At 59.6% G+C, this 20741-nt stretch carries 19 protein-coding genes; all 19 read left to right on the forward strand.

Annotation, left to right across the window (positions count from 1 at the left end; genetic code table 11):
• The first annotated feature begins 182 nt into the window (after positions 1-182).
• Positions 183-956: a glucose-1-phosphate cytidylyltransferase gene (gene rfbF, locus KGB27_RS11610; protein WP_008044636.1), complete on the forward strand. Its 774-nt coding sequence runs from the start codon at positions 183-185 to the stop codon at positions 954-956.
• Positions 938-2020 carry a CDP-glucose 4,6-dehydratase gene (gene rfbG, locus KGB27_RS11615; protein WP_223554557.1) on the forward strand — a complete coding sequence of 361 codons (1083 nt, stop codon included), beginning with the start codon at positions 938-940 and terminating at the stop codon, positions 2018-2020. Before rfbF ends, rfbG begins: the two co-directional genes overlap by 19 nt.
• Positions 2017-2577: a dTDP-4-dehydrorhamnose 3,5-epimerase family protein gene (locus tag KGB27_RS11620; protein WP_192226012.1), complete on the forward strand. Its 561-nt coding sequence runs from the start codon at positions 2017-2019 to the stop codon at positions 2575-2577. The genes rfbG and KGB27_RS11620 overlap by 4 nt, the downstream gene beginning before the upstream one ends.
• On the forward strand, positions 2574-3800 hold the full coding sequence (locus KGB27_RS11625) for a class I SAM-dependent methyltransferase (RefSeq protein ID WP_192226014.1): 1227 nt from the start codon (positions 2574-2576) through the stop codon (positions 3798-3800). The genes KGB27_RS11620 and KGB27_RS11625 overlap by 4 nt, the downstream gene beginning before the upstream one ends.
• Positions 3797-4918 (forward strand): DegT/DnrJ/EryC1/StrS family aminotransferase, encoded by a 1122-nt coding sequence (locus tag KGB27_RS11630; protein ID WP_192419585.1) that lies wholly within the window; start codon positions 3797-3799, stop codon positions 4916-4918. The genes KGB27_RS11625 and KGB27_RS11630 overlap by 4 nt, the downstream gene beginning before the upstream one ends.
• Positions 4915-5580, forward strand: a complete 666-nt coding sequence (locus KGB27_RS11635) for an acetyltransferase (RefSeq protein WP_192226018.1) — start codon at positions 4915-4917, stop codon at positions 5578-5580. The genes KGB27_RS11630 and KGB27_RS11635 overlap by 4 nt, the downstream gene beginning before the upstream one ends.
• 31 nt (positions 5581-5611) lie before the next feature.
• Positions 5612-6340, forward strand: coding sequence for a cephalosporin hydroxylase family protein (locus KGB27_RS11640; RefSeq protein ID WP_223480767.1), 729 nt, complete (start codon positions 5612-5614; stop codon positions 6338-6340).
• A 54-nt stretch (positions 6341-6394) separates the two neighbouring features.
• Positions 6395-9328, forward strand: coding sequence for a glycosyltransferase family 2 protein (locus tag KGB27_RS11645; RefSeq protein WP_223554559.1), 2934 nt, complete (start codon positions 6395-6397; stop codon positions 9326-9328).
• Positions 9329-9358: 30 nt separating this feature from the next.
• Positions 9359-10360, forward strand: a complete 1002-nt coding sequence (gene pseB, locus KGB27_RS11650) for a UDP-N-acetylglucosamine 4,6-dehydratase (inverting) (RefSeq protein ID WP_008044619.1) — start codon at positions 9359-9361, stop codon at positions 10358-10360.
• Positions 10357-11520 carry a UDP-4-amino-4,6-dideoxy-N-acetyl-beta-L-altrosamine transaminase gene (gene pseC, locus KGB27_RS11655; protein ID WP_223554561.1) on the forward strand — a complete coding sequence of 388 codons (1164 nt, stop codon included), beginning with the start codon at positions 10357-10359 and terminating at the stop codon, positions 11518-11520. Before pseB ends, pseC begins: the two co-directional genes overlap by 4 nt.
• 4 nt (positions 11521-11524) lie before the next feature.
• Positions 11525-12220, forward strand: a complete 696-nt coding sequence (gene pseF / locus KGB27_RS11660; RefSeq protein ID WP_223554563.1) for a pseudaminic acid cytidylyltransferase — start codon at positions 11525-11527, stop codon at positions 12218-12220.
• Entirely contained in the window at positions 12217-13722 is a 1506-nt protein-coding gene (pseG, locus tag KGB27_RS11665; RefSeq protein ID WP_223554565.1) for a UDP-2,4-diacetamido-2,4,6-trideoxy-beta-L-altropyranose hydrolase, read from the forward strand. Before pseF ends, pseG begins: the two co-directional genes overlap by 4 nt.
• Positions 13715-14767 carry a pseudaminic acid synthase gene (gene pseI, locus KGB27_RS11670; protein ID WP_192226030.1) on the forward strand — a complete coding sequence of 351 codons (1053 nt, stop codon included), beginning with the start codon at positions 13715-13717 and terminating at the stop codon, positions 14765-14767. Before pseG ends, pseI begins: the two co-directional genes overlap by 8 nt.
• A 228-nt stretch (positions 14768-14995) precedes the next feature.
• Positions 14996-15922, forward strand: a complete 927-nt coding sequence (locus KGB27_RS11675) for a ketoacyl-ACP synthase III (protein WP_008035244.1) — start codon at positions 14996-14998, stop codon at positions 15920-15922.
• Between the two features lie 86 nt (positions 15923-16008).
• Entirely contained in the window at positions 16009-17301 is a 1293-nt protein-coding gene (locus KGB27_RS11680) for a motility associated factor glycosyltransferase family protein (protein ID WP_223554567.1), read from the forward strand.
• A complete protein-coding gene (locus KGB27_RS11685) occupies positions 17298-17573 on the forward strand; it encodes a hypothetical protein (protein ID WP_223554570.1) in 276 nt (91 codons plus the stop codon). The genes KGB27_RS11680 and KGB27_RS11685 overlap by 4 nt, the downstream gene beginning before the upstream one ends.
• 244 nt (positions 17574-17817) lie before the next feature.
• Positions 17818-18663 (forward strand): flagellin domain-containing protein, encoded by an 846-nt coding sequence (locus KGB27_RS11690; protein WP_008044606.1) that lies wholly within the window; start codon positions 17818-17820, stop codon positions 18661-18663.
• A gap of 72 nt (positions 18664-18735) precedes the next feature.
• Positions 18736-19101: a flagellar protein FlaG gene (locus tag KGB27_RS11695; RefSeq protein WP_008044605.1), complete on the forward strand. Its 366-nt coding sequence runs from the start codon at positions 18736-18738 to the stop codon at positions 19099-19101.
• Positions 19102-19183: 82 nt separating this feature from the next.
• On the forward strand, positions 19184-20617 hold the full coding sequence (fliD, locus tag KGB27_RS11700) for a flagellar filament capping protein FliD (RefSeq protein WP_223554572.1): 1434 nt from the start codon (positions 19184-19186) through the stop codon (positions 20615-20617).
• The last annotated feature ends 124 nt before the right edge of the window (positions 20618-20741 follow it).

Here is a 20741-nt window from a genome sequence, read left to right on the forward strand (position 1 = left end):
GAGCCCACCCACCCCAGCGAAAGAGCTGGCGCGTTTCCTGCAAGCCCCCCCGATATCGCCATAAAACGAGCACTTCCGGTGAATCCAGAAGCGCCCTGAGCGGCATTGAAGGTTTTATCCAGAAGGCCTGCAAAAGCTTGATACAGCTTGGCTGAGCCCTGTGACGAACAAGAGGGGAGACGATGAAGGCAGTTATTTTGGCGGGCGGCCTGGGCACGCGCATCAGTGAGGAGTCGCACCTCAAACCCAAGCCGATGATTGAAATCGGCGGCAAGCCAATTCTCTGGCACATCATGAAGCAGTACTCCGCTCACGGGATCCATGACTTCGTGATTTGCCTGGGCTACAAGGGCTACGCGATCAAGGACTTCTTCGCCAACTACTTCCTGCACACCTCTGACGTCACGTTCGACATGTGCAATAACCGCATGGACGTTCACCAGAACTACAGCGAGCCATGGCGCGTCACGCTCATCGATACCGGTGAAGACACCATGACCGGCGGGCGCTTGCGTCGGGCCAGCCGCTACCTGGAAAACGAAGACGCGTTCTGCTTCACCTACGGCGACGGCGTGTCCGATTTGAACATCGGTGCCCTGGTGGACTTCCACCTGTCCCACGGCAAGCTCGCCACGGTCACGGCGGTTCAGCCGCCTGGCCGTTACGGCGCGCTGGAACGCGACGGTCACCTGGTCCGCGGTTTTACTGAAAAGCCGCGCGGTGACGGAGGCTGGATCAATGGTGGCTTCTTTGTGCTGTCACCCAAGGTCCTGCCGCTGATTACCGCCGACGAGACGGTTTGGGAATCCGAGCCTTTGGTTGGCCTGGCCAGCAGCGGTCAACTGGCTGCCTACCAGCACGATGGTTTCTGGCACCCGATGGACACCCTGCGCGATAAAAACCATCTGGAGCATTTGTGGCAGAGCGGGGAGGCCCCATGGAAGCAATGGGACTGAGCCCGGAATTCTGGCGCGGCAAGCGAGTTCTGCTGACGGGCCACACCGGTTTCAAAGGCAGTTGGCTGACGTTGTGGCTGCAAAGCCTCGGCGCGAAAGTCAGCGGGTTTTCCCTAGATCCGTCCACCGAGCCGAGCCTGTTCGAACTGGCGCGTGTCCACGAAGACATCAACGATCAGCGCGGTGACCTGCGTGATCTGGGGGCCCTGCTTGAACTGATCGCCGACACCCAACCGGAAATCGTCCTGCACCTGGCGGCCCAGCCGCTGGTGCGCGAGGGTTATCGCGATCCGCTGGGGACTTACTCCAGCAACGTCATGGGCACCCTGAACCTGCTTGAAGCGATCCGTCAGGTCGGCGGCGTGCGCGCCTGCGTGCTGGTGACCACCGACAAGGTCTACGCCAATCAGGAATGGTTGTGGCCGTACCGTGAAAACGAAGCCCTCGGCGGCCACGATCCTTACAGCAGCAGCAAAGCCTGCTGCGAGTTGCTGGCGCAGTCGTATGCGGCATCGTTTTTCCCAGCCGAGAAGTATGCCGAACACGGTCTGGCCCTGGCCACGGCCCGAGCCGGCAACGTGTTGGGCGGCGGTGATTTTGCCCCTGAACGTCTGATTCCAGATGTCCTGAAAGCCTGGTCTGCCGACGAGCCGGTGACCCTGCGCTACCCGCAAGCGGTCCGCCCGTGGCAACACGCGCTGGAGCCGCTGGCCGGTTACCTGCAGCTGGCCGCCGCTCTTTACGAGCGAGGCCCCGAGTTCGCCGGTGCGTGGAACTTCGGCCCGAGCGAAGCGGACATGTGCAGCGTCGGCGAAGTGGTCGAACTGCTCGCCAACCGCTGGCCACAAGCGCGCGGATTGCGCATCGAACCGAGTGAACTGCATGAAGCAGGCCTGTTGCGCCTGGACAGCAGCCGCGCTCGCCAACTGTTGGCCTGGCAGCCGCGCTGGTCGTTGCAACAATGCCTGACCCAGACCCTCGACTGGCATCTGGCCTGGCAAAACGGCGACGACATGCGTGGCATCACGTTGGGTCAGTTGAACCTGTACCGAGGCGCGCTGTGAGCGAGTTTTCGTTGAAGGCGCTGCCGCTGACGGGCTTGTTCAGCGTGCAGCACAAACGCTTCGAAGACGATCGCGGGCACTTCGCCCGGTTGTTCTGCGAGGGCAGCCTGAGCGCCTTCGGCCAAGCGTTTTCCATTCGCCAGATCAACCATTCCTGCACCCGCGCACGCGCGAGTGTGCGTGGCCTGCATTACCAGAATGCCAACGCGCCGGAAGCCAAGCTGATCACCTGCCTGCGCGGTGAAGTCTGGGATGTGGCGGTGGACTTGCGGCCCGACTCCGCAACGTTCCTGCACTGGCACGCCGAACACCTGCGGGCCGGTGACGGTCGCAGCCTGCTCATTCCTGCCGGTTTTGCCCACGGCTTCCAGACCCTGACCGACGACGCCGAATTGCTTTACCTGCACAGCGCCGATTACGCGCCGGAGCATGAAGGCGGCTTGTCGGTGAACGATCCACGGCTGGCGATTGCCTGGCCGTTGCCTGTCAATAATCTGTCAGCCAGGGACGCCAGCCATCCCTTGCTCGATGAACGTTTCGCTGGAGTGCGTCTATGAACTGCCGTGGTTGCGGTACTCCTTTGGCCTTGCCGCTGATCGATCTCGGCACCTCGCCGCCGTCGAACGCCTACGTTCGTGCCGATCAGCTGGAACAGGCCGAACAGTGGGTGCCACTCAAGGTTGCGGTGTGTCAGCAGTGCTGGTTGGTGCAAACCGAGGATTACACCAGCGCCGACAGCCTGTTCGACGCTGAGTATGCGTATTTCAGTTCGTTCTCCAGCACCTGGCTGGCGCATGCCGATCGCTACGTCGCCGAGATGGTCGAGCGCTTCGGCCTGACCGCCGACAGTCGTGTAGTGGAAATCGCTGCCAACGACGGTTACCTGTTGCAGTACGTCGCCGGTCGCGGCATTCCTTGCCTGGGCGTTGAGCCAACCCGCAGCACCGCGCAAGCGGCGCGGGAAAAAGGCCTGGAGATCCGCGAGTTGTTCTTCGGCCGTCACACCGCTGCGCAATTGGTCAGCGAAGGCTGGTCCGCGGACCTGATGGCTGCCAACAACGTGTTGGCCCACGTGCCGGACATCAATGATTTCCTCGGCGGCTTTGCGACCCTGCTCAAGCCGACCGGCGTGGCGACGTTCGAGTTTCCGCAACTGCTGACACTGATGGCCGGGCAACAGTTCGACACGCTGTATCACGAGCACTATTCCTACCTGTCCCTGACCGCCGTGCAGACATTGTGCGAACGCAACGGCCTGGAAGTGTTCGACGTCAGTCAGCTGTCGACCCACGGCGGTTCGCTGCGGGTTTTCGTCCAGCGTGCCGATGGCGTTCGTCGTGACGTGCAGCCTGCGGTTGCTCAGCAACTGCAAGCCGAAATCACCGCCGGTGTAAAAACCCCCGAGTACTACGCGACCCTCGCACCAGCCGCCGAGGGCATCAAGCACCAATTGCTGCGCTTCTTGTTGCAGGCGAAAGCCGATGGCAAACGAGTGGTCGGTTACGGCGCCGCCGCCAAGGGCAACACGTTGCTCAACTACGCCGGGGTCAAGCCTGATCTGTTGGCCTGGGTCGCCGACGCCAATCCGCACAAACAGGGCAAGTTCTTGCCTGGCAGCCGGATTCCGGTGGTGTCGCCCGAGCGTATCGCCCTCGAACAACCCGATTACATCCTGGTTCTGCCATGGAACCTGTTGCCTGAAATCACCCAGCAATTCGCCTCGGTCAAAGAGTGGGGCGCACAGTTTGTCGTTGCCGTTCCGGAGTTGAGTATTCAATGAGCAGAATTCACTACACCAAACCGAGTGTCGGCGAACTGGAAGCCCGGTATGCCCTGGATGCCGTGCAGAACGGTTGGGGCGCGCGTTGCTACGAATACCTGACGCGTTTCGAACACGGGTTTGCCGAGCACCTTGGTGCGACCTACGCCATCGCGACGTCGAGCTGCACCGGCGCGCTGCACATGGGCATGGCGGCGCTGGGCATCGGCGCGGGTGATGAAGTGATCCTGGGCAACACCAACTGGATCGCTTCGGCGGCACCGATTACCTATCTGGGCGCTACGCCGGTGTTTGTCGATGTTCTGCCGGATAGCTGGTGCCTGGATCCGGAGCTCGTCAGGCAGGCAATTACCCCGAAGACCAAAGCCATTCTCGCGGTCCATCTTTACGGCAACCTGTGTGACATGGACGCATTGCTGGCGATCGGTCGCGAACACGGTATCCCGGTCATCGAAGACGCCGCCGAAGCCATCGGCTCGCAGTGGCGCGGCAAGGCTGCCGGCTCGATGGGGGCGTTCGGTGCGTTTTCATTCCATGGCACCAAAACCATGACCACCGGCGAGGGCGGCATTTTCGTCACCTCGGATAAAGCCTTGTATGAGCGCGTCCTGACGTTGTCCAACCATGGTCGTGTCGCGGGCAGCACCAAACAATTCTGGCCAGAGTTCATTGGCTTCAAATACAAGATGAGCAACTTGCAGGCGGCCGTCGGCTGCGCCCAGGTTGAGCGGATCGAAGAGCTGATCGAACGCAAGCGGACGATATTCGCCAATTACGCCCGCGCGCTGTCATCGCTGCCGGGGGTTTCGCTGAACCCAGAACCTGCCCATGCCCGCAACGGTTACTGGATGCCCACGGTGGTATTCGATGCCGGGACCGGGATACATCGCGACGAGATGATCGCCGCGTTCCAGGCCGCCGATATCGACGCCCGGGTGTTCTTCTGGCCACTGTCTTCGTTGCCCATGTTCAGTGAGCACGTGGTCGACACACCGGTTTCGTTTGCCTTGCCGGAGCGTGCGTTCAACCTGCCGAGTTATCACGACATGACTGACGCCGATCAGGCACGGGTGGTGGATGTGGTGCGTACACTGCTGGCAAAAAGGCAATCACTGTGAAGATGTACTTGCTGGGCGCGGCCAACCCGGAAGCGGTGCGCATGCTGCACGCGGTGAAACGCAGCACACCGAACGTCGAGTTTGCGTTTCTGGACAATGACCCGAACAAACACGGGACACCGTTTTTTGGTGTTCCGGTCATTGGCGGTTCGGCGTTGGTCAGTGAGCTCAAGGGGCCGGACGTACGTTTCGTCAACCTGATCACCGGCAGCACCCGACTGCGCTACGAGACCACCCGCCAGCTGGTCGAGGCCGGTGCAACGCTGGGCCAGTTCATCCACCCCGGCATTGACCTGACCATGATTCGCATGGGGCAGGGCAGTTATCTGCAGGAAGGCGTAATCATGCAGGCCGAGGTGACGCTGGGCGACAACACCAGCATCAGCGCCGGCAGCGTGGTGGGGCATGAAGGGCAAATCGGCCACTCGGTGTTCATGGCGCCCGGCGTATGCATCGCCGGTTGCGTGGAGATCGGCGACGGCACGTTCATCGGCACCAACGCCACGATTCTGCCGCGCTTGCGTATCGGACGCTGGGTGACCATCGGCGCCGGCGCCGTCGTCACCAAAGATGTCCCGGATTATTCAGTCGTGGCGGGCAATCCCGCCAGGATCATAAAGACCAACGTGGTGCCTTACCCCGACGGTAAGGTCTTCAACTAACCCGTTTGCCTATTTTTTTTGGAGCGTTTCAATGAATCCCCATGAGCAGTTTCGCGAAGAAGTAAAAGACAACATCGAAGGCCTGAAGCAGGACAAGGCGCTGCAAGCCGAGTCGCTGGGCTGGGTCGGCACCACGGCCAAACACAAGTACACCTACAACTTCAGCTGGATGGGCCGGCCGATCATTCAGTTCCCACAGGACATGGTCGCCATGCAGGAAATCATCTGGAACCTGCGTCCGGATGTGATCGTTGAAACCGGCATCGCCCACGGCGGTTCGCTGGTGTTTTACGCCTCGATCCTGGAACTGATGGGCCATGGCGAAGTGCTGGGTGTCGACATCGATATCCGCCAGCACAACCGCGAAGCGATCGAAGCTCACCCGATGAGCAAACGCATCCAGATGATCCAGGGTTCGAGCATCGACACGGCCATCGTCGACCAGGTGCGCGAGCGCATCCAGGGCAAGAAAGTGCTGGTGGTCCTGGACTCCAATCACACCCACGAACACGTGCTCGAAGAGCTGCGCCTGTATGCACCGATGGTCTCGGTGGGCAGCTATTGCGTGGTCATGGACACCGTGGTCGAAGACATGCCGGAAGATGCGTTCCCGGACCGTCCATGGGGCAAGGGTGACAACCCGAAAACCGCGGTCTGGGCCTACCTGGAAGAGAACCGTGATTTCGAGATCGACCAGGCCATTCACAGCAAGCTGCTGATCACTGTCGCGCCGGATGGCTACCTGCGCCGAGTACGTTAAGCGACACCTCTATTCAAGCGTTAATCAGGCAATCGGTCTGTGGTGGGGAAGGATATGCAAGGCATTTACGGTTCTGAAAACATGCAGCCCTTGAGTGAACTGTTCACTCTGGTGCTGATTACACACAATCGCCCGACGTTCCTGCGCAGGGCATTGCAGTACTACAGCACGTTGCCTTGCAAGATCCTGGTTCTCGATTCGTCGGCCATCGCACTGGAGGGCGCGGCGACGGTTGCGGACACCATCGACTATCGGCATTTGCCGCAATTCGGCTACTGGGGAATCCAGGCCAAACTGGTGTACGGCGTCGAGCAGGTCACCACGCCCTACATGGTCTTCGCCTCCGACGATGATTTCCTGATGCACGGTGGCCTCACCGAGTCGGTGAACTTCCTCGAAGCCAACCCCGACTACGGTCTGTGCCATGGCTATTGCCTGATGTACCTGACCCACTCCAACTATGTGCAGTACTACCTTCGTGACAAGAAAGTAAACGAGGACTACAACGCCGAGCTCGGTCAGGATCGTGTACTCGATTACGTGAGCCAGTACATTCCCCCGTTCTATGCGGTCCATCGGACTTCGCTGCTGCGTGACTGGTATGCCGCGATGCCTGAAGGAACGATCTTCCAGTGGCAGGAGATCGGGCATGTCTACTACATGCTCGCCCGGGCCAAGGCGCGGATTCTTCCAATTCCTTACGTGGTGCGTGAGGTCAACTATGGCCGCTCGGATCACAACACCGAGATCATGACGACCCTGGCCCTCAAGGACGCCCGGTCTGTCGCCGACCGTGAGCGTTTTGCCGGCTTCCTGGCATCGCTGCCGACCGGCATCAAAGGTCTGGATGAACACCAGACCGCGCAGGTCGCGCTGCAAAGTTTTGCCGCCCTCGCCGAGAGCCTGACGAAACGCAACGCGCTGACCATCGAGCCGATTTTCGAGTCTTACTGGACGGATCCGACGATAGGGCCGAAGCGGGTCTTCGGCCCTCAGCAATACGTTGAAATGCCGTTCTATAACAGTGCCTTCTTCGACCAACTGACGCAGTGCGAATTCCTGCTTCATTCGATGCCGGCGGGGCGCTTGCAACTCGAAGAAATGGAAGGCGCGTTGCTCAAGCAGGAAGCGTTGCAGCGCACCTATTCCAATGACACTCCGGCGACCATCCAGACCCGTCTGATTGAAGCCGTTGGCCTGGGAGCGTTCAACCGTCGGGTGATGCAGAAACTGGCGCAGCAGCTGTTGGATATGGATGAAGCCGCTGATGCCCGGATACTGACCGACTGGGTTGAACGTCTGGACAGCGTGCCAACCTTCGACAGCCGTCAGTTGCTCGACACAATGCCGTCGGGACGTTTGCAAAACTGGCTGCAGGCCCGGCAACCGAACGATACCGCGGTGCGCAAAATCAACCAGCACCTGGCGGCCAACGAAGGGGGCCCTCAGTTCGGCATTCTGCTGCTCGATCTGGACGCAGACATGGACAAGCTTCAGGTCACCCTGGACAGCCTCATGGAAAGTGCGTTCCGGGCGTTCAAGGTGGTGATCTTCACCACGGGCGACTTGCCGGCAGTCACCACGGCACAAAACACCCTGCATTTCGTCAAGGTCACGGCGGCCAATTACGTCGACAAGCTGAACCAGATCGCTCGTCAGTCGACTTCGGACTGGTTGCTGCTGGCCGAGGCGGGTGACGAGTTCACCACTGCCGGCTTCTTGCGTGCCAGCCTCGAGTTGCAAGACGCCGAGGGTTGCCGTGCGGTGGCGATGGACGAAATTCATCGCCAGGAGAATGGCACGCTGGTCGATGTGTTCCGGCCAGCCTTCAACCTCGACCTGTTGCAGAGCCTGCCGTCACTCATCGCACGGCACTGGCTGATTCGCCGCGAAGCGCTGGTGGAAGTCGGCGGTTTTGCCCGCGAGTTCGCCTCGGCGCTCGAGTTCGACCTGCTGCTGCGCCTGATCGAAACCGGTGGCCTGGCCGGCCTTGCCCATTTGGCCGAGCCGTTGCTGATCACCGCCGCTCCTGAGCCGACAGCCAACGAACACGAGCGTCAGACGTTGGTCCGTCATCTGGTGACCCGCGGTTATCAAGCCCAGGTCAGTGCCGAAGCATCGGCCGGTTTGCGTATCGAATACCGCCATGCGGGGCGTCCGAAGGTATCGGTCATCATCCACAGCCAGGACAACCTGGAGCACTTGCAGCGCTGCCTGGTCAGTGTCTTGCAGCGCACGCGCTATCAAAACAACGAAGTTATCATTGCCGATAACCACAGCCAGTCCGCCGAGCTTCACACCTGGCTGGACAGCCTGGAACGAAACGGACGGGGCCGGATTCGTCTGGTCAAGGCTGAACAGCGTCTCAGCACGTCGGCCCTGATCAACCTCGCAGCCGGCGAGGCTCAAGGCGAATACCTGGTGCTGCTGGCGGCGGACGCCGAAGTGGTCAACGCCAACTGGATCGAGGCGCTACTCAATCAGGCCCAGCGTCCCGAAGTCGGCGTGGTCGGTGCCAAGCTGGTGGACCGCGAAGGCAGCGTGACCGGTGCCGGGTTGATTCTGGGGCTCAACGGCGGGATTGTTTCGCCCTTCATCGGTGAGAAGAAGGATGCGTCGGGCTACATGCGCAGACTGCTCGTCGAGCAGAATTACGCGGCCGTCAGCGGTGCATGCCTGATGATTCGCAAGGAAGTATTCGACGCGCTCGGCGGTCTGGATCGGGAGCATTTCGATGACGTGTACGCCGATGTCGATCTGTGCCTGAAAGTCGCCGACGCCGGGTTGCTCACGGTGTGGACGCCGCAAGTGCAAGTTACCCACCCGGGCACCTTGCCGGACGCTCCCCAGGCAGTGGCGGCCCTGCGCGACAAGTGGCAGGCGCGCTTCGCGCACGACGAGGCTTACAACAACAACCTGGCCTTGACCGGCAAGGGCTTTGCCCTGAGTGAACCGGCCCCGGTGAACTGGGCGCAGTTGCTCGCATAAGCCTGACTGACAGGTACAAGGACTCAAGGCATGTTCAACGGTAAATCGATTTTCATCTCTGGCGGCACCGGCTCGTTCGGGCGCAACTTCATCCGCCGGCTGCTGGAGCAATATCAGCCGAAGCGGGTGGTGGTGTTCTCGCGCGATGAGCTCAAACAGTACGAGATGCAGCAGACGTTCAACGCGCCGTGCATGCGTTACTTCCTCGGTGATGTGCGCGATGCTGATCGTCTGCGCCAGGCCATGCGTGGCATCGATTACGTGGTGCATGCCGCGGCACTGAAACAAGTGCCGGCGGCGGAGTACAACCCGACCGAATGCATCCGCACCAACGTCAACGGCGCGGAAAATATCATTGCCGCGGCCATCGACAACGGCGTGAAGAAAGTCGTCGCGCTGTCCACCGACAAGGCTGCCAGCCCGATCAACCTGTACGGCGCGACCAAGCTGCTGTCGGACAAGTTGTTCGTCGCCGCGAACAATATTGCCGGCGACCAGAACACCCGTTTTTCGGTGGTCCGTTACGGCAACGTTGCCGGTTCGCGTGGCTCGGTGGTGCCGTTTTTCAGCAAGCTGATCGCCGAGGGTGCCACGGAGCTGCCGATCACCGATGAGCGCATGACGCGTTTCTGGATCACCCTCGATCACGGTGTGCAGTTTGTGCTCGACAGCTTCGCCCGCATGCACGGTGGTGAAGTGTTTGTGCCCAAGATCCCGTCGATTCGTATCGTCGATCTGGCACTGGGCATGGCTGAACATTTGCCGCACAAGAACGTCGGCATTCGTCCGGGAGAAAAACTCCATGAGTTGATGGTGCCGCTGGACGACGCGCGGATGACCCTGGAGTTTGCCGATCACTACACCATTCAACCTTCGATTCGTTTCACCAGCGTCGACGTGGATTTTGCCGTCGACAAACTGGGCGAGCAGGGCAGGCCTGTCAGTGAAGACTTCGAGTACCGGTCCGACACCAATCCGCACTACCTGTCGGTCGGACAGATTGCTGATCTGCACGCGAAACTGCCGGCATGATTCCCTACGGTCGGCAGAGCCTCGATCAGGCAGATATCGATGCGGTGGTCGCCGTGTTGCAGTCGGACTGGCTCACTCAAGGGCCGACCATCGAACGCTTCGAACAGGCATTGGCGCAACGTTGCCAGGCTGATTTCGCCGTGGCGGTGTGCAATGCCACGGCGGCGTTGCACATTGCCTGCCTCGCGGCCGGACTCGGCCCGGGCGATCGGCTATGGACTACGCCGAATACGTTTCTGGCTTCGGCCAACTGTGGTCGCTATTGCGGCGCCGAGGTGGATTTTGTCGACATCGATCCACTGACGTGGAATCTCGACGCTTACGCACTGGCATCGAAGCTTGAGGCCGCCGAGCGCGCTGGCACGCTGCCGAAGGTGCTGGTGGCCGTGGCGTTTTCCGGGCAGAGCTGCGACATGCGCATGATCGCCGGGCTGGCCGAACGTTACGGTTTTACGGTGATCGAGGATGCGTCCCACGCGGTCGGTGCTTCCTATGCCGGACGCCCGGTGGGCTGCGGCGAATTTGCGGCGATGACGGTGTTCAGTTTTCACCCGGTGAAAATCATCACCAGCGCCGAAGGGGGCATGGTGTTGACCAACCGCCCTGAACTGGCCGAGCGCTTGCAGCGTCTGCGCAGCCACGGCATGACCCGCGATCCGCAACAGATGACCGAAGCCAGTCACGGCCCCTGGTACTACCAGCAGGTGGAACTGGGCTTCAATTACCGGATCACCGATCTGCAGGCGGCACTCGGTCTGTCGCAGCTGGACAAGCTCGATGGCTTCATCGCGCGTCGCCGTGAACTGGCGGCGCGTTATGATCGCTCGCTGGCGTACTTGCCGCTGACCTTGCCCGGTGCGCAGCCCGAGGCCGAATCGGCGTGGCATCTGTACGTGGTGCGGTTGCACACCGACCGGATCAACCTCACTCATCGCCAGGTGTTCGAAGGCTTGCGAGCGGCGGGTGTCGGTGTGAACCTGCACTACATACCGGTGCATTTGCAGCCGTACTATCGTGACCTGGGGTTTGCCGAAGGTGACTTCCCGCAGGCCGAACGTTATTACGCCGAGGCCATCAGCCTGCCGATGTTTCCTTTGCTGAGCGATGAGCAGCAGGACTATGTGGTGGCGCAACTGCGGCGCCTGGTTCTTGAGGAGTAGTGTTGTGAGCAGCGTTGCGATCATTCCGGCCCGCGGTGGCAGCAAGCGAATCCCGCGCAAGAACCTCAAGCCGTTCGACGGCGTGCCGATGATCGTTCGTTCGATTCGCACCGCGCTGGAGTCGCAACTGTTCGACCAGGTGATCGTCAGCACCGACGATGAAGAAATCGCCGAGGTCGCGCGGGCTAACGGGGCTCAGGTGCCGTTCTTGCGTCCGGCGTCGTTGGCCGACGATTTCACCGGCACCGCCGCGGTGATCGTTCATGCCTTGAATCAATTACCAGCGTTCGACTATGCCTGCTGCATCTACGCAACCGCACCGCTGTTGCAGGTACGGTTTCTGCGCCAGGGACTTGAACTGCTGGAGCAGCATCCGGAAAAATCCTTCGCGTTTTCCGTGACCGATTTCGGCTTTCCCGTGCAGCGCGCCTTGACCCTCGACGAGCAGGGCGCGCTGACATCGTTGTACCCCGAGTTCCGCAACACCCGGTCGCAGGATCTGCCCGCAGCCTTTCAGGACGCCGGCCAGTTCTACTGGGGACGCAGCGAGGCCTGGTTTCGCGGCGACGTGTTGTTTTCCCCGGTGAGCCTGCCGGTGATCCTGCCGCGGCATCTGGTGCAGGACATCGACACCCTCGAAGACTGGACGCGCGCCGAATACTTGTACGCTGCGCTGAAGGCAGGTGGTGAGTTGCAATGAGAGTGCTGATTCGCTCCGACGCGTCGCCCACCATTGGCAGCGGGCACATCGCTCGTTTGTTGCCGTTGGCCAGGGTTTTGCGCAAACAGGGCTCGCATGTTGCTTTTGCATGCCGCCAACTGCCGGGGCATCGGCTGGACATGCTGGCAGCCGAAGGTTTCGAAACCTTTGCGCTGCCCGATCGTTATCCCGACGAAGACCCGCAACAAGCCATCGAATCCATGCTGCCGTGGCAGGCGGACATCGACGCGCTGGCGCACGCCTTGGAAAACCATCCTGCATACGACTGGATCATCGTCGACCACTATGGGCTCGATCATCAATGGCAGATGGCGGCCCGGCGCTGGGCGCCACGGATCGCCGCGGTGGACGATCTCGCCACTCGCCAGTACGCCGTCGACCTGCTGCTCAACCAGAACCTGTCGGGTACACCAGAGGCTTATGGTTCGCTGCTTGAGCCCGGTTGCCAGACGTTGTTCGGCCCGCGATTCGCGATGCTGCGCGATGAGTTCTGCTGCCCGGCAATTGCGATCAAGCCCCAGGTGAAACGGGTGTTGGTCAATTTCGGCGGTTTCGATGCGGCGATGCAGACTTATCACGCGATGTTGGCGATGGCCGATTTCCATGCGCTGGAAGTTGATTTCGTGGCCGGTGCCGATAACCCGGCATGGGACAAGATGATGGCCATGGCGGCGAGTCATCCCAACTGGCGCTTGCACAGTTTTGTCAGCGACTTCTACCGCCTGATGATCGAGGCCGACCTGTTCGTCGGCGCCGGTGGGGGAACCAGTTGGGAGCGGGCGGCCCTGGGGTTGCCGACGATTTGCATTGCGGTCTCGAATAATCAGCAGGCCAACGGCGAGGTCATGGCGGCCTCGGGCGCCCATGTGTACCTGGGCGCCCGTGAGCAGGTGAGCGTCGAACAATTGCGTCAGGCCATCGGTTTTGTCGCGGGCAATCCTGGGATACGCCAGAGTCTGGCCGAGCATTCGCGCCAGTTGGTGGATGGTCGGGGCGCACAGCGGGTGGCGGCCGCCCTGGCCGGCGCGGTGTTGCTGATCCGCCCCGCGACCACCGACGATGCGCAGCTTCTGTTCGACGGGCGTAATGCCGAAGCGGTACGGCGCTGGTCGCGGGAGACCGGGCTGATCGAATGGTCGTCGCATCAAAACTGGCTGGCCGCCAGTTTGAACAATGCACAGCGTCTGCTGTTGATCGCCGAGGCCGATGACGGCCCGGTGGGCGTGTTGCGTTATGACTTGAGCGAATTTGTAGCTGAAGTCTCGATTTATCTGTTTGAAGATCGCATCGGCCTGGGCTGGGGCAGGGCGCTGCTGGCTCGGGGCGAGGCTTTCGTGACCACCCATTGGCCGCAACTGCGGACTATCACCGCTCAAGTGGTGCCAGAGAACCAGCCGTCGCTGAAGGTATTTCGCGAAGCCGGTTTCACTCAGAATGCTTGCGCGTTCACGCGCGTATTAAAGGATCACTGCAATGACTAGCTTCAAAATTGGCGACCGCTTGATCGGGGCCGATGCGCCGCCGTTCATCATCGCCGAGATGAGTGGCAACCATAACCAGTCACTGGACATGGCCCTGCAAATCGTCGATGCCGCGGCCAAGGCGGGTGCGCACGCCTTGAAGCTGCAAACCTACACAGCCGACACCATGACCCTGGACCTGTCCGAGGGCGAGTTCTTCATCAAGGACCCGAACAGTCTGTGGGTCGGATCTTCCCTGTACGCGCTCTACGAAAAAGCGCATACGCCGTGGGAATGGCATGCGCCGATTTTCGCCCGCGCCAAGGCGCTGGGGATGCTCGCGTTCTCCACGCCGTTTGATGACACCGCAGTGGACTTCCTCGAAAGTCTCGACGTGCCGGCCTACAAGATCGCCAGTTTCGAGAATACGGACCTGCCGTTGATTCGTCGGGTCGCTGCGACCGGCAAGCCTTTGATTATTTCTACCGGCATGGCCAGCATCGCTGAACTCGACGAAACCGTGCGTGCCGCCCGCGAAGCCGGTTGCAAGGATCTGGTGTTGCTCAAGTGCACCAGCACCTACCCGGCGACGCCCGCCAACAGCAACGTGCGGACGATTCCTCATTTGCGCGAATTGTTTGGCTGTGAAGTCGGGCTGTCTGACCACTCGATGGGCGTCGGTGTGTCTGTGGCCGCGGTGGCTCTCGGGGCGACGGTGGTGGAAAAGCACTTCACCCTCGACCGCAGCGCCGGTGGCGTGGACGCCAGTTTTTCGCTGGAGCCGGCGGAGCTCGCCAGCCTGGTGATAGAAACCGAACGCGCGTGGCAGGCCATGGGGCATGTGCATTACGGTGTGACGGACGCCGAGCGCAAGTCTCTGATGTACCGCCGCTCGCTCTACGTGACTCAGGACATGGCTGCCGGCGAGCCCTTTTCTGTCGCTAATCTGCGAGCCATTCGTCCGGGGCTGGGGTTGGCTCCAAAACACGCGGAAACCCTTCTGGGCCGCCGTGCCCGTAAGGCTATCCCGCGCGGAACGCCGCTGGACTGGTCGTTGGTCGAATAACCCCTTATGGTGCCGATTCGGCAAAATAGAGTGACCTGCGAGTCATAACGCGCATCTTCACTGTATTGTATTAATCGGGAAGGTGGCGCCTGGCCTGTTTTTGGCCCAGTGATAGCCTTTTATTCTTCCCGCTGTCGCCTCAATGAGGCGGCGTTTTTCTCCGTTTGTCGGCGCCCCTCGAATCATTACGAGCGGTGGTATTGGGCTGTTTATTATTGGGAAGCCGTAATGATTGGCATAAAAAGCATTGCGAGCTACGTTCCTGTAGCCGGCGTGGACAATTACGCACAAGGTGCAAAATTCGAAAAGGATGAAGAATTCATCCTGGGCAAGATCGGTTCGGCCTTCCTGCCGCGCAAAGACGCTGGTCAGGAAACCTCGGACCTGTGTGTCGAAGCAGCCAATGCGCTGTTCGCCAACAATCCGGACTTGAAACGTGAAGACATCGACGTACTGATCGTCGTCACGCAGAACGGCGACGAAGAAGGCCTGCCGCACACCGCCGCCATCGTTCAGGACAAACTGGGCCTGCCGACCACCGTCGCCGCGTTCGATATTTCCCTGGGCTGCTCGGGCTACGTCTACGGCATCTACGCCATCAAGGGCTTCATGGAAGCCGCAGGCTTGAAGAATGGCCTGCTGATCACCGCAGATCCGTACTCGAAGATCGTCGACCCGGAAGACCGCAACACCACCATGCTGTTTGGCGATGCCGCCACTGCAACCTGGATGGGCGAAAACGCGCCATGGCAACTGGGCAAGGCCAAGTTCGGCACCGATGGTTCCGGTGCGCCGCACCTGAAGGTGACCGACGGGGTGTTCTTCATGAACGGCCGTCAGGTGTTCAACTTCGCGCTGCTGAAAGTCCCGGCGCACTTGCACGAACTGCTGACCGATTCGCAGCTCACCGCTGACGATATCGATGCGTTCTGCATTCACCAGGGCAGTGCCGCGATTGTCGACGCCGTAGCGCGACGCTTCGAAGGCGAGCCGGAGAAGTTCATCAAGGACATGGTCGAGACCGGCAACACCGTTTCGTCGAGTATCCCGTTGCTGCTGGAGAAACACGTACTGGACTCCACCTGGAAACGTGTGGCGTTGAGCGGTTTCGGCGTTGGTTTGTCATGGGGCTCGGCGATTATCTATCGCCCTTGATCCTTCAAAAGCCAGGCATAAAAATAGCGTTCAAGGTGTAACCTTGAGCGCTATTTTTTTTTTGCCCGAATGAAAAGCGAGGCTCCATGAGCGAGTTGTTTGAGCGCAACGGCGAGTTGATTCAGCGGCGTTGGCCCAAGGTCTGGCATCGACTGTCGGTGGAGAACAGCGCCGAGTTGCGCGCTGATCTGGTGGATGGCCAGGGCTCGACATTGAGCATCAATGGCATTCAGTTGACCAGTCGCCATGACCGCACTCGCGAAGCGTTGCTTCAGGCCGGCAGCCTGCCTGTCGACAGTCCGGTGGTGCATGTCTATGGCACCGGGCTGGGGGATTTGCAGCTGCAATTGCTGGAGCGAACCGGGCTTGAACGGTTGTACGTGCACATTCTGAACGGCGCGGTGTTTTCCCTGGTGCTGCAACTGCTCGATCAACAGTCGTGGCTCGCCGATTCACGAGTGGTGCTGCTGTACGCCGGCGATCTGGCGGAAATCCAGTTGCCGTACTTCGCGCTGCCTTCGGAGCTGGTGCTGGCGGACGACTACAACGCCAAGATCCGCGACCGGCTGATCAGCGAAACCCATTTGACCTTCAACAATCGCGAATTCAATGCCGACAATCCGGAGATTGCCGAGCGTTTGCAGGCGAGTGTCGAGCGTGTTCGCGCCGATGCCGATGCTGCGGAGCTGTTTGCCACCTGTTCCGGCAGGGAAGTGTTTGTCATTGCCACCGGACCCAGCCTGGAACAGCACTTCGACACGCTGCGCGCGGTACGCGAACAGGCGCAGCGGCCGTTGTTCATTTGCGTCGATACGGCCTACCGACCGCTTATCGAGCATGGGATCAAGCCGGATGTGGTGGTCACGATTGATCAGCGTATCTCGACGCGACATTTGCCGTGCGATGTCTCGCGCGATATCACGCTGGTCTACATGCCCATGGTTGATCCTGAGGTCTTGGGAGGTTGGCAGGGCAAGCGTTACGTGGCCTATTCCGCCAGCCCTGTCTATAGGGACATGCGCGAGCAGTTGCCCAAGGCCCAACTGTTTGTCGGTGGCAGTGTGATTCACCCGGCGGTGGACCTGGCGGTACACATGGGGGCCAGCCAGATCACGCTGTTCGGCGCCGATTTTGCTTTTCCGAACAACAAGACCCACGCCGGCTGGAATGACGGTGACCTTGGGCCGAACGTGGGCGCCGCCCGGCACTGGGTGCTCGATGGCCACGGTCAGCGAGTCAAGACGCAGCTCAATTTCCGCAGTTACTTGTGCGAGCTGGAACGGTACATCGCCGGGCATCCTCAGATGGCTTTCTATAACAGCAGTCGGGCAGGGGCGATGATCGTCGGCACGACGTTTCATCCGGAGCTCACGCGATGACTGAATCCTCCCTGATTGCCGAGGCGCTGCAGTGTTCTGTTTTGTTCCGTCTGGGGCGAGATGTCGAAGCGGCGCTGCTCATGGTCCAGATTTGCAGTGATGTGCAATCCGCAATGGGGCACGAGACTGTCGAGGTCCAATCCCGCTGGACGGCGTTGCTCACCGACATGCAGGCCTGTCAGGAGGCGCAGGACTGGTTGGCGCTGGCCGATTATCTTGATTATGAGTTGCCCCAATTGCTGGAAGCGACCACGGCCGGTCAAGGCTTTTGACAATGTGCCGGTACAGGCGAGTCCTCGCTGTCCCGTTACCGGCATTTCCCTGACGTCACTTTTTTGGATTGGCTTGCCGCCAAGCCCTTGTTTTATGGGGGGTGGCAGTGTGATGGCAAATTTTTTTCAAAATGGCCTAAAGCAACCTGCATTCGCGACGATAACTATTACGAAGGTTCTCTAGGCCATACCCGGCGGTTGCCAGGGCCGGAAGCCGCAGTACCCAACCAACGAGGAATTCGTCATGGCTTTGACAGTAAACACCAACACTACGTCGCTGAACGTTCAGAAGAACCTGAACCGTGCTTCCGACGCGCTTTCGACTTCGATGACTCGCCTGTCTTCCGGCCTGAAAATCAACAGCGCCAAAGACGACGCCGCCGGCCTGCAAATCGCTAACCGTATGACCTCGCAGATCCGTGGTCAGACCATGGCTATCAAAAACGCCAACGACGGTGTTTCGATCGCTCAGACCGCTGAAGGCGCTCTGCAAGAGTCGACCAACATTCTGCAACGTATGCGTGAAATTGCACTGCAATCGCGAAACGACTCCAACGGCACTGCTGACCGTACCGCTCTGGACAAAGAATACCAACAGTCGGTTGCAGAACTGACCCGTATTGCTCAGTCCACCAACCTGAACGGCAAAGCGCTGATCGACGGTACTGCTGGCGCGATGGAATTCCAGGTAGGTTCGAACACTACTTCCGACAACCAGATCACTCTGACCCTGTCGACCAGCTTCGACGCCAGCGCCCTGGGCATGACCGGTACTACCATCTCCGGTACTTCCAACTCGGGTAACCACAACTCTGTATTGTCCGCGATCTCGGCCATCAACATTGCCCTGGACAAAATCAACTCCACTCGTGCTGACCTCGGTGCTGCTCAGAACCGTTTCTCCACCACGATCTCCAACCTGCAGAACATCAACGAAAACGCCAGTGCTGCACTGAGCCGCGTACAAGATACCGACTTCGCTGCTGAAACTGCACAGCTGACCAAGCAAAACACCCTGCAACAAGCTTCCACTTCGGTTCTGGCCCAGGCCAACCAACTGCCATCCGCTGTACTGAAACTGCTTCAGTAATAGCTGGGTAAGTTTTGGCGGGGGAGTGCGCACGCGCGCTCTCTCGCTTTTTCAATTTAAGAGGTGATGGACATGGATATGAGCGTGAAGCTGAACTTGTCTTATCCTGCCGCGAAGCCGGCGACGACTGTTGCTGAACAATCGGTGGAAAAGCCTCGAGCCGATGCTGCCACCGTGGCAACGGTCAAGGATGAATCAAAAGACGCGCAAAGCGAGCAGGACAAACTGAAGATGGCCGTTCAGGAAATCGAAAAGTTCGTTCAATCGATCAAGCGCAATCTGGAGTTCTCGATCGATGAACCTTCAGGCAAGGTTATCGTTAAAGTGATCGCCAGTGAGTCGGGTGAAGTGGTTCGCCAGATCCCCAACGAAGAAGTGCTCAAACTGGCCAATAGTTTGAATGATGCAAGCAGCCTGTTGTTCAGCGCTAAAGTCTGACAGCTGGCACGAATTTTGTTGCTATGTTCTTTTGGGCGTTGTAATGGTCAAAAGGCCGGCGACACACTGAAGGGAGTCCCACATGGCAAGTCCAATTCTACCGGGTCTGGGGTTAGGCTCCGGCCTTGACACCACGGCTATCGTCAAAGCTTTGGTTGATGCTGATAAATCGGCCAAGCAAACCCAGATCAACCGGCAGACGAACACCAATACATCGCAGATTTCCGGTGTCGGGACCCTCAAGAGTGTGTTGGCGAATTTCCAGGCCGCGATCAAAAACCTTGGTGATACCAAGACCCCTCAGTTCCTGGGTTACAACGCCACGAGTTCCGATCCCAAAGTGCTGACCTCTGTCGCCAGCAACTCGGCGGTCAATGGCACGTATGTCATCAAGGTCAACTCCCTTGCGACTTCATCCAAGGTGGCGACCGCTGCGTTTCCCCTTGGCCCTACCAGTGCCATTCAGGACGGTACGCTCAATATCACTCAAAATGGCATTGCCCGACCGGTCACCATTCCTCCTGGTGCTACGTTGCAGACGGTGCGGGATGCGATCAACACCCAGCAAGGCGCCAATGGCTTCAGTGCCAACATTGTCACTGACTCCTTCGGTTCGCGTCTGGTCCTGGGGTCTACCGCGACCGGTTTGAATTCCGATATCACGCTCAGTGGTATTCCGGGCCTGGAAATTACCGCGGGCCAGAAAATGGGTCCCACGCCTGATGGGACTTCGGCGGGTGCCATCGGCGAACTCGCTGCGAATGCCAGCTTTACGGTTGACGGGCTGGCTATCTCCAGCAAATCCAACACTGTGGATAGCGCCATTTCCGGCCTGACACTGAATCTGGTGACGACGGGTACTTCCACTGTGACGGTCGGGCCGAACAGTGACGGTTTGAAAAAATCGATCCAGGCCTTTGTCGACGCTTTCAACCAGGTGGTCAGCACCGTCAGCACGCTGAGCAAGCCTTCCCTGGATAAAGATGGCAAGCCAACCATTCCCGCGGCATTGACCGGTGACTCGCTGGGTCGCAGTGTTCTGGCGTCGATCCGTGAGCCGTTGGCAAGTACCGGTGCTGGCGACAAACTGACCGTGCTTTCGCAGTTGGGTATTACCACTAACCAGAAAACCGGTGCGCTCGATTTTGACAGCACCAAGTTCACTGCGGCGATGGATACGCAGAAACTGGGTGGTGAGATTCAGAAGCTGTTCCTGGGTGATCCTGCGGCGACTGGCGATGCGGCCAAGGGGCTGCTGGAACGAATGAATTCGGCGATTACGCCTTATACCGTTACTGGCAACGAAGGCATCCTCGATGCGCGTTCGGCCAGCCTGGCGAAGGTTAAAACCAACCTGGCCAGCCAGCAGGAAGCACTGGATCGTCGGGTCGCGACTCTGACAACCGTGCTGACCAAGAAGTACAACGACATGGACACTCTTGTCGGCAAGCTCAAGGCAACGGCGAGCAACATTACCTCGATGTTTGAGGCGATGAACGCACAGAAAAAAGGCTGATAGCGCGTAGGCGCCAAAAGCCCGGCAGCGAATTCCGCTTGTCGGGCTTTTTTTGTTTCGATCTAAAGATTTTTGACGCGGTGTCGATACACTGGCTATACGAATCACAAAGTTTTGATGAGGT

Origin of the sequence: Pseudomonas sp. BF-R-01, from assembly GCF_019946615.1 — a bacterium.
In the GTDB taxonomy this organism is placed as follows: Bacteria; Pseudomonadota; Gammaproteobacteria; order Pseudomonadales; family Pseudomonadaceae; genus Aquipseudomonas; species Aquipseudomonas migulae.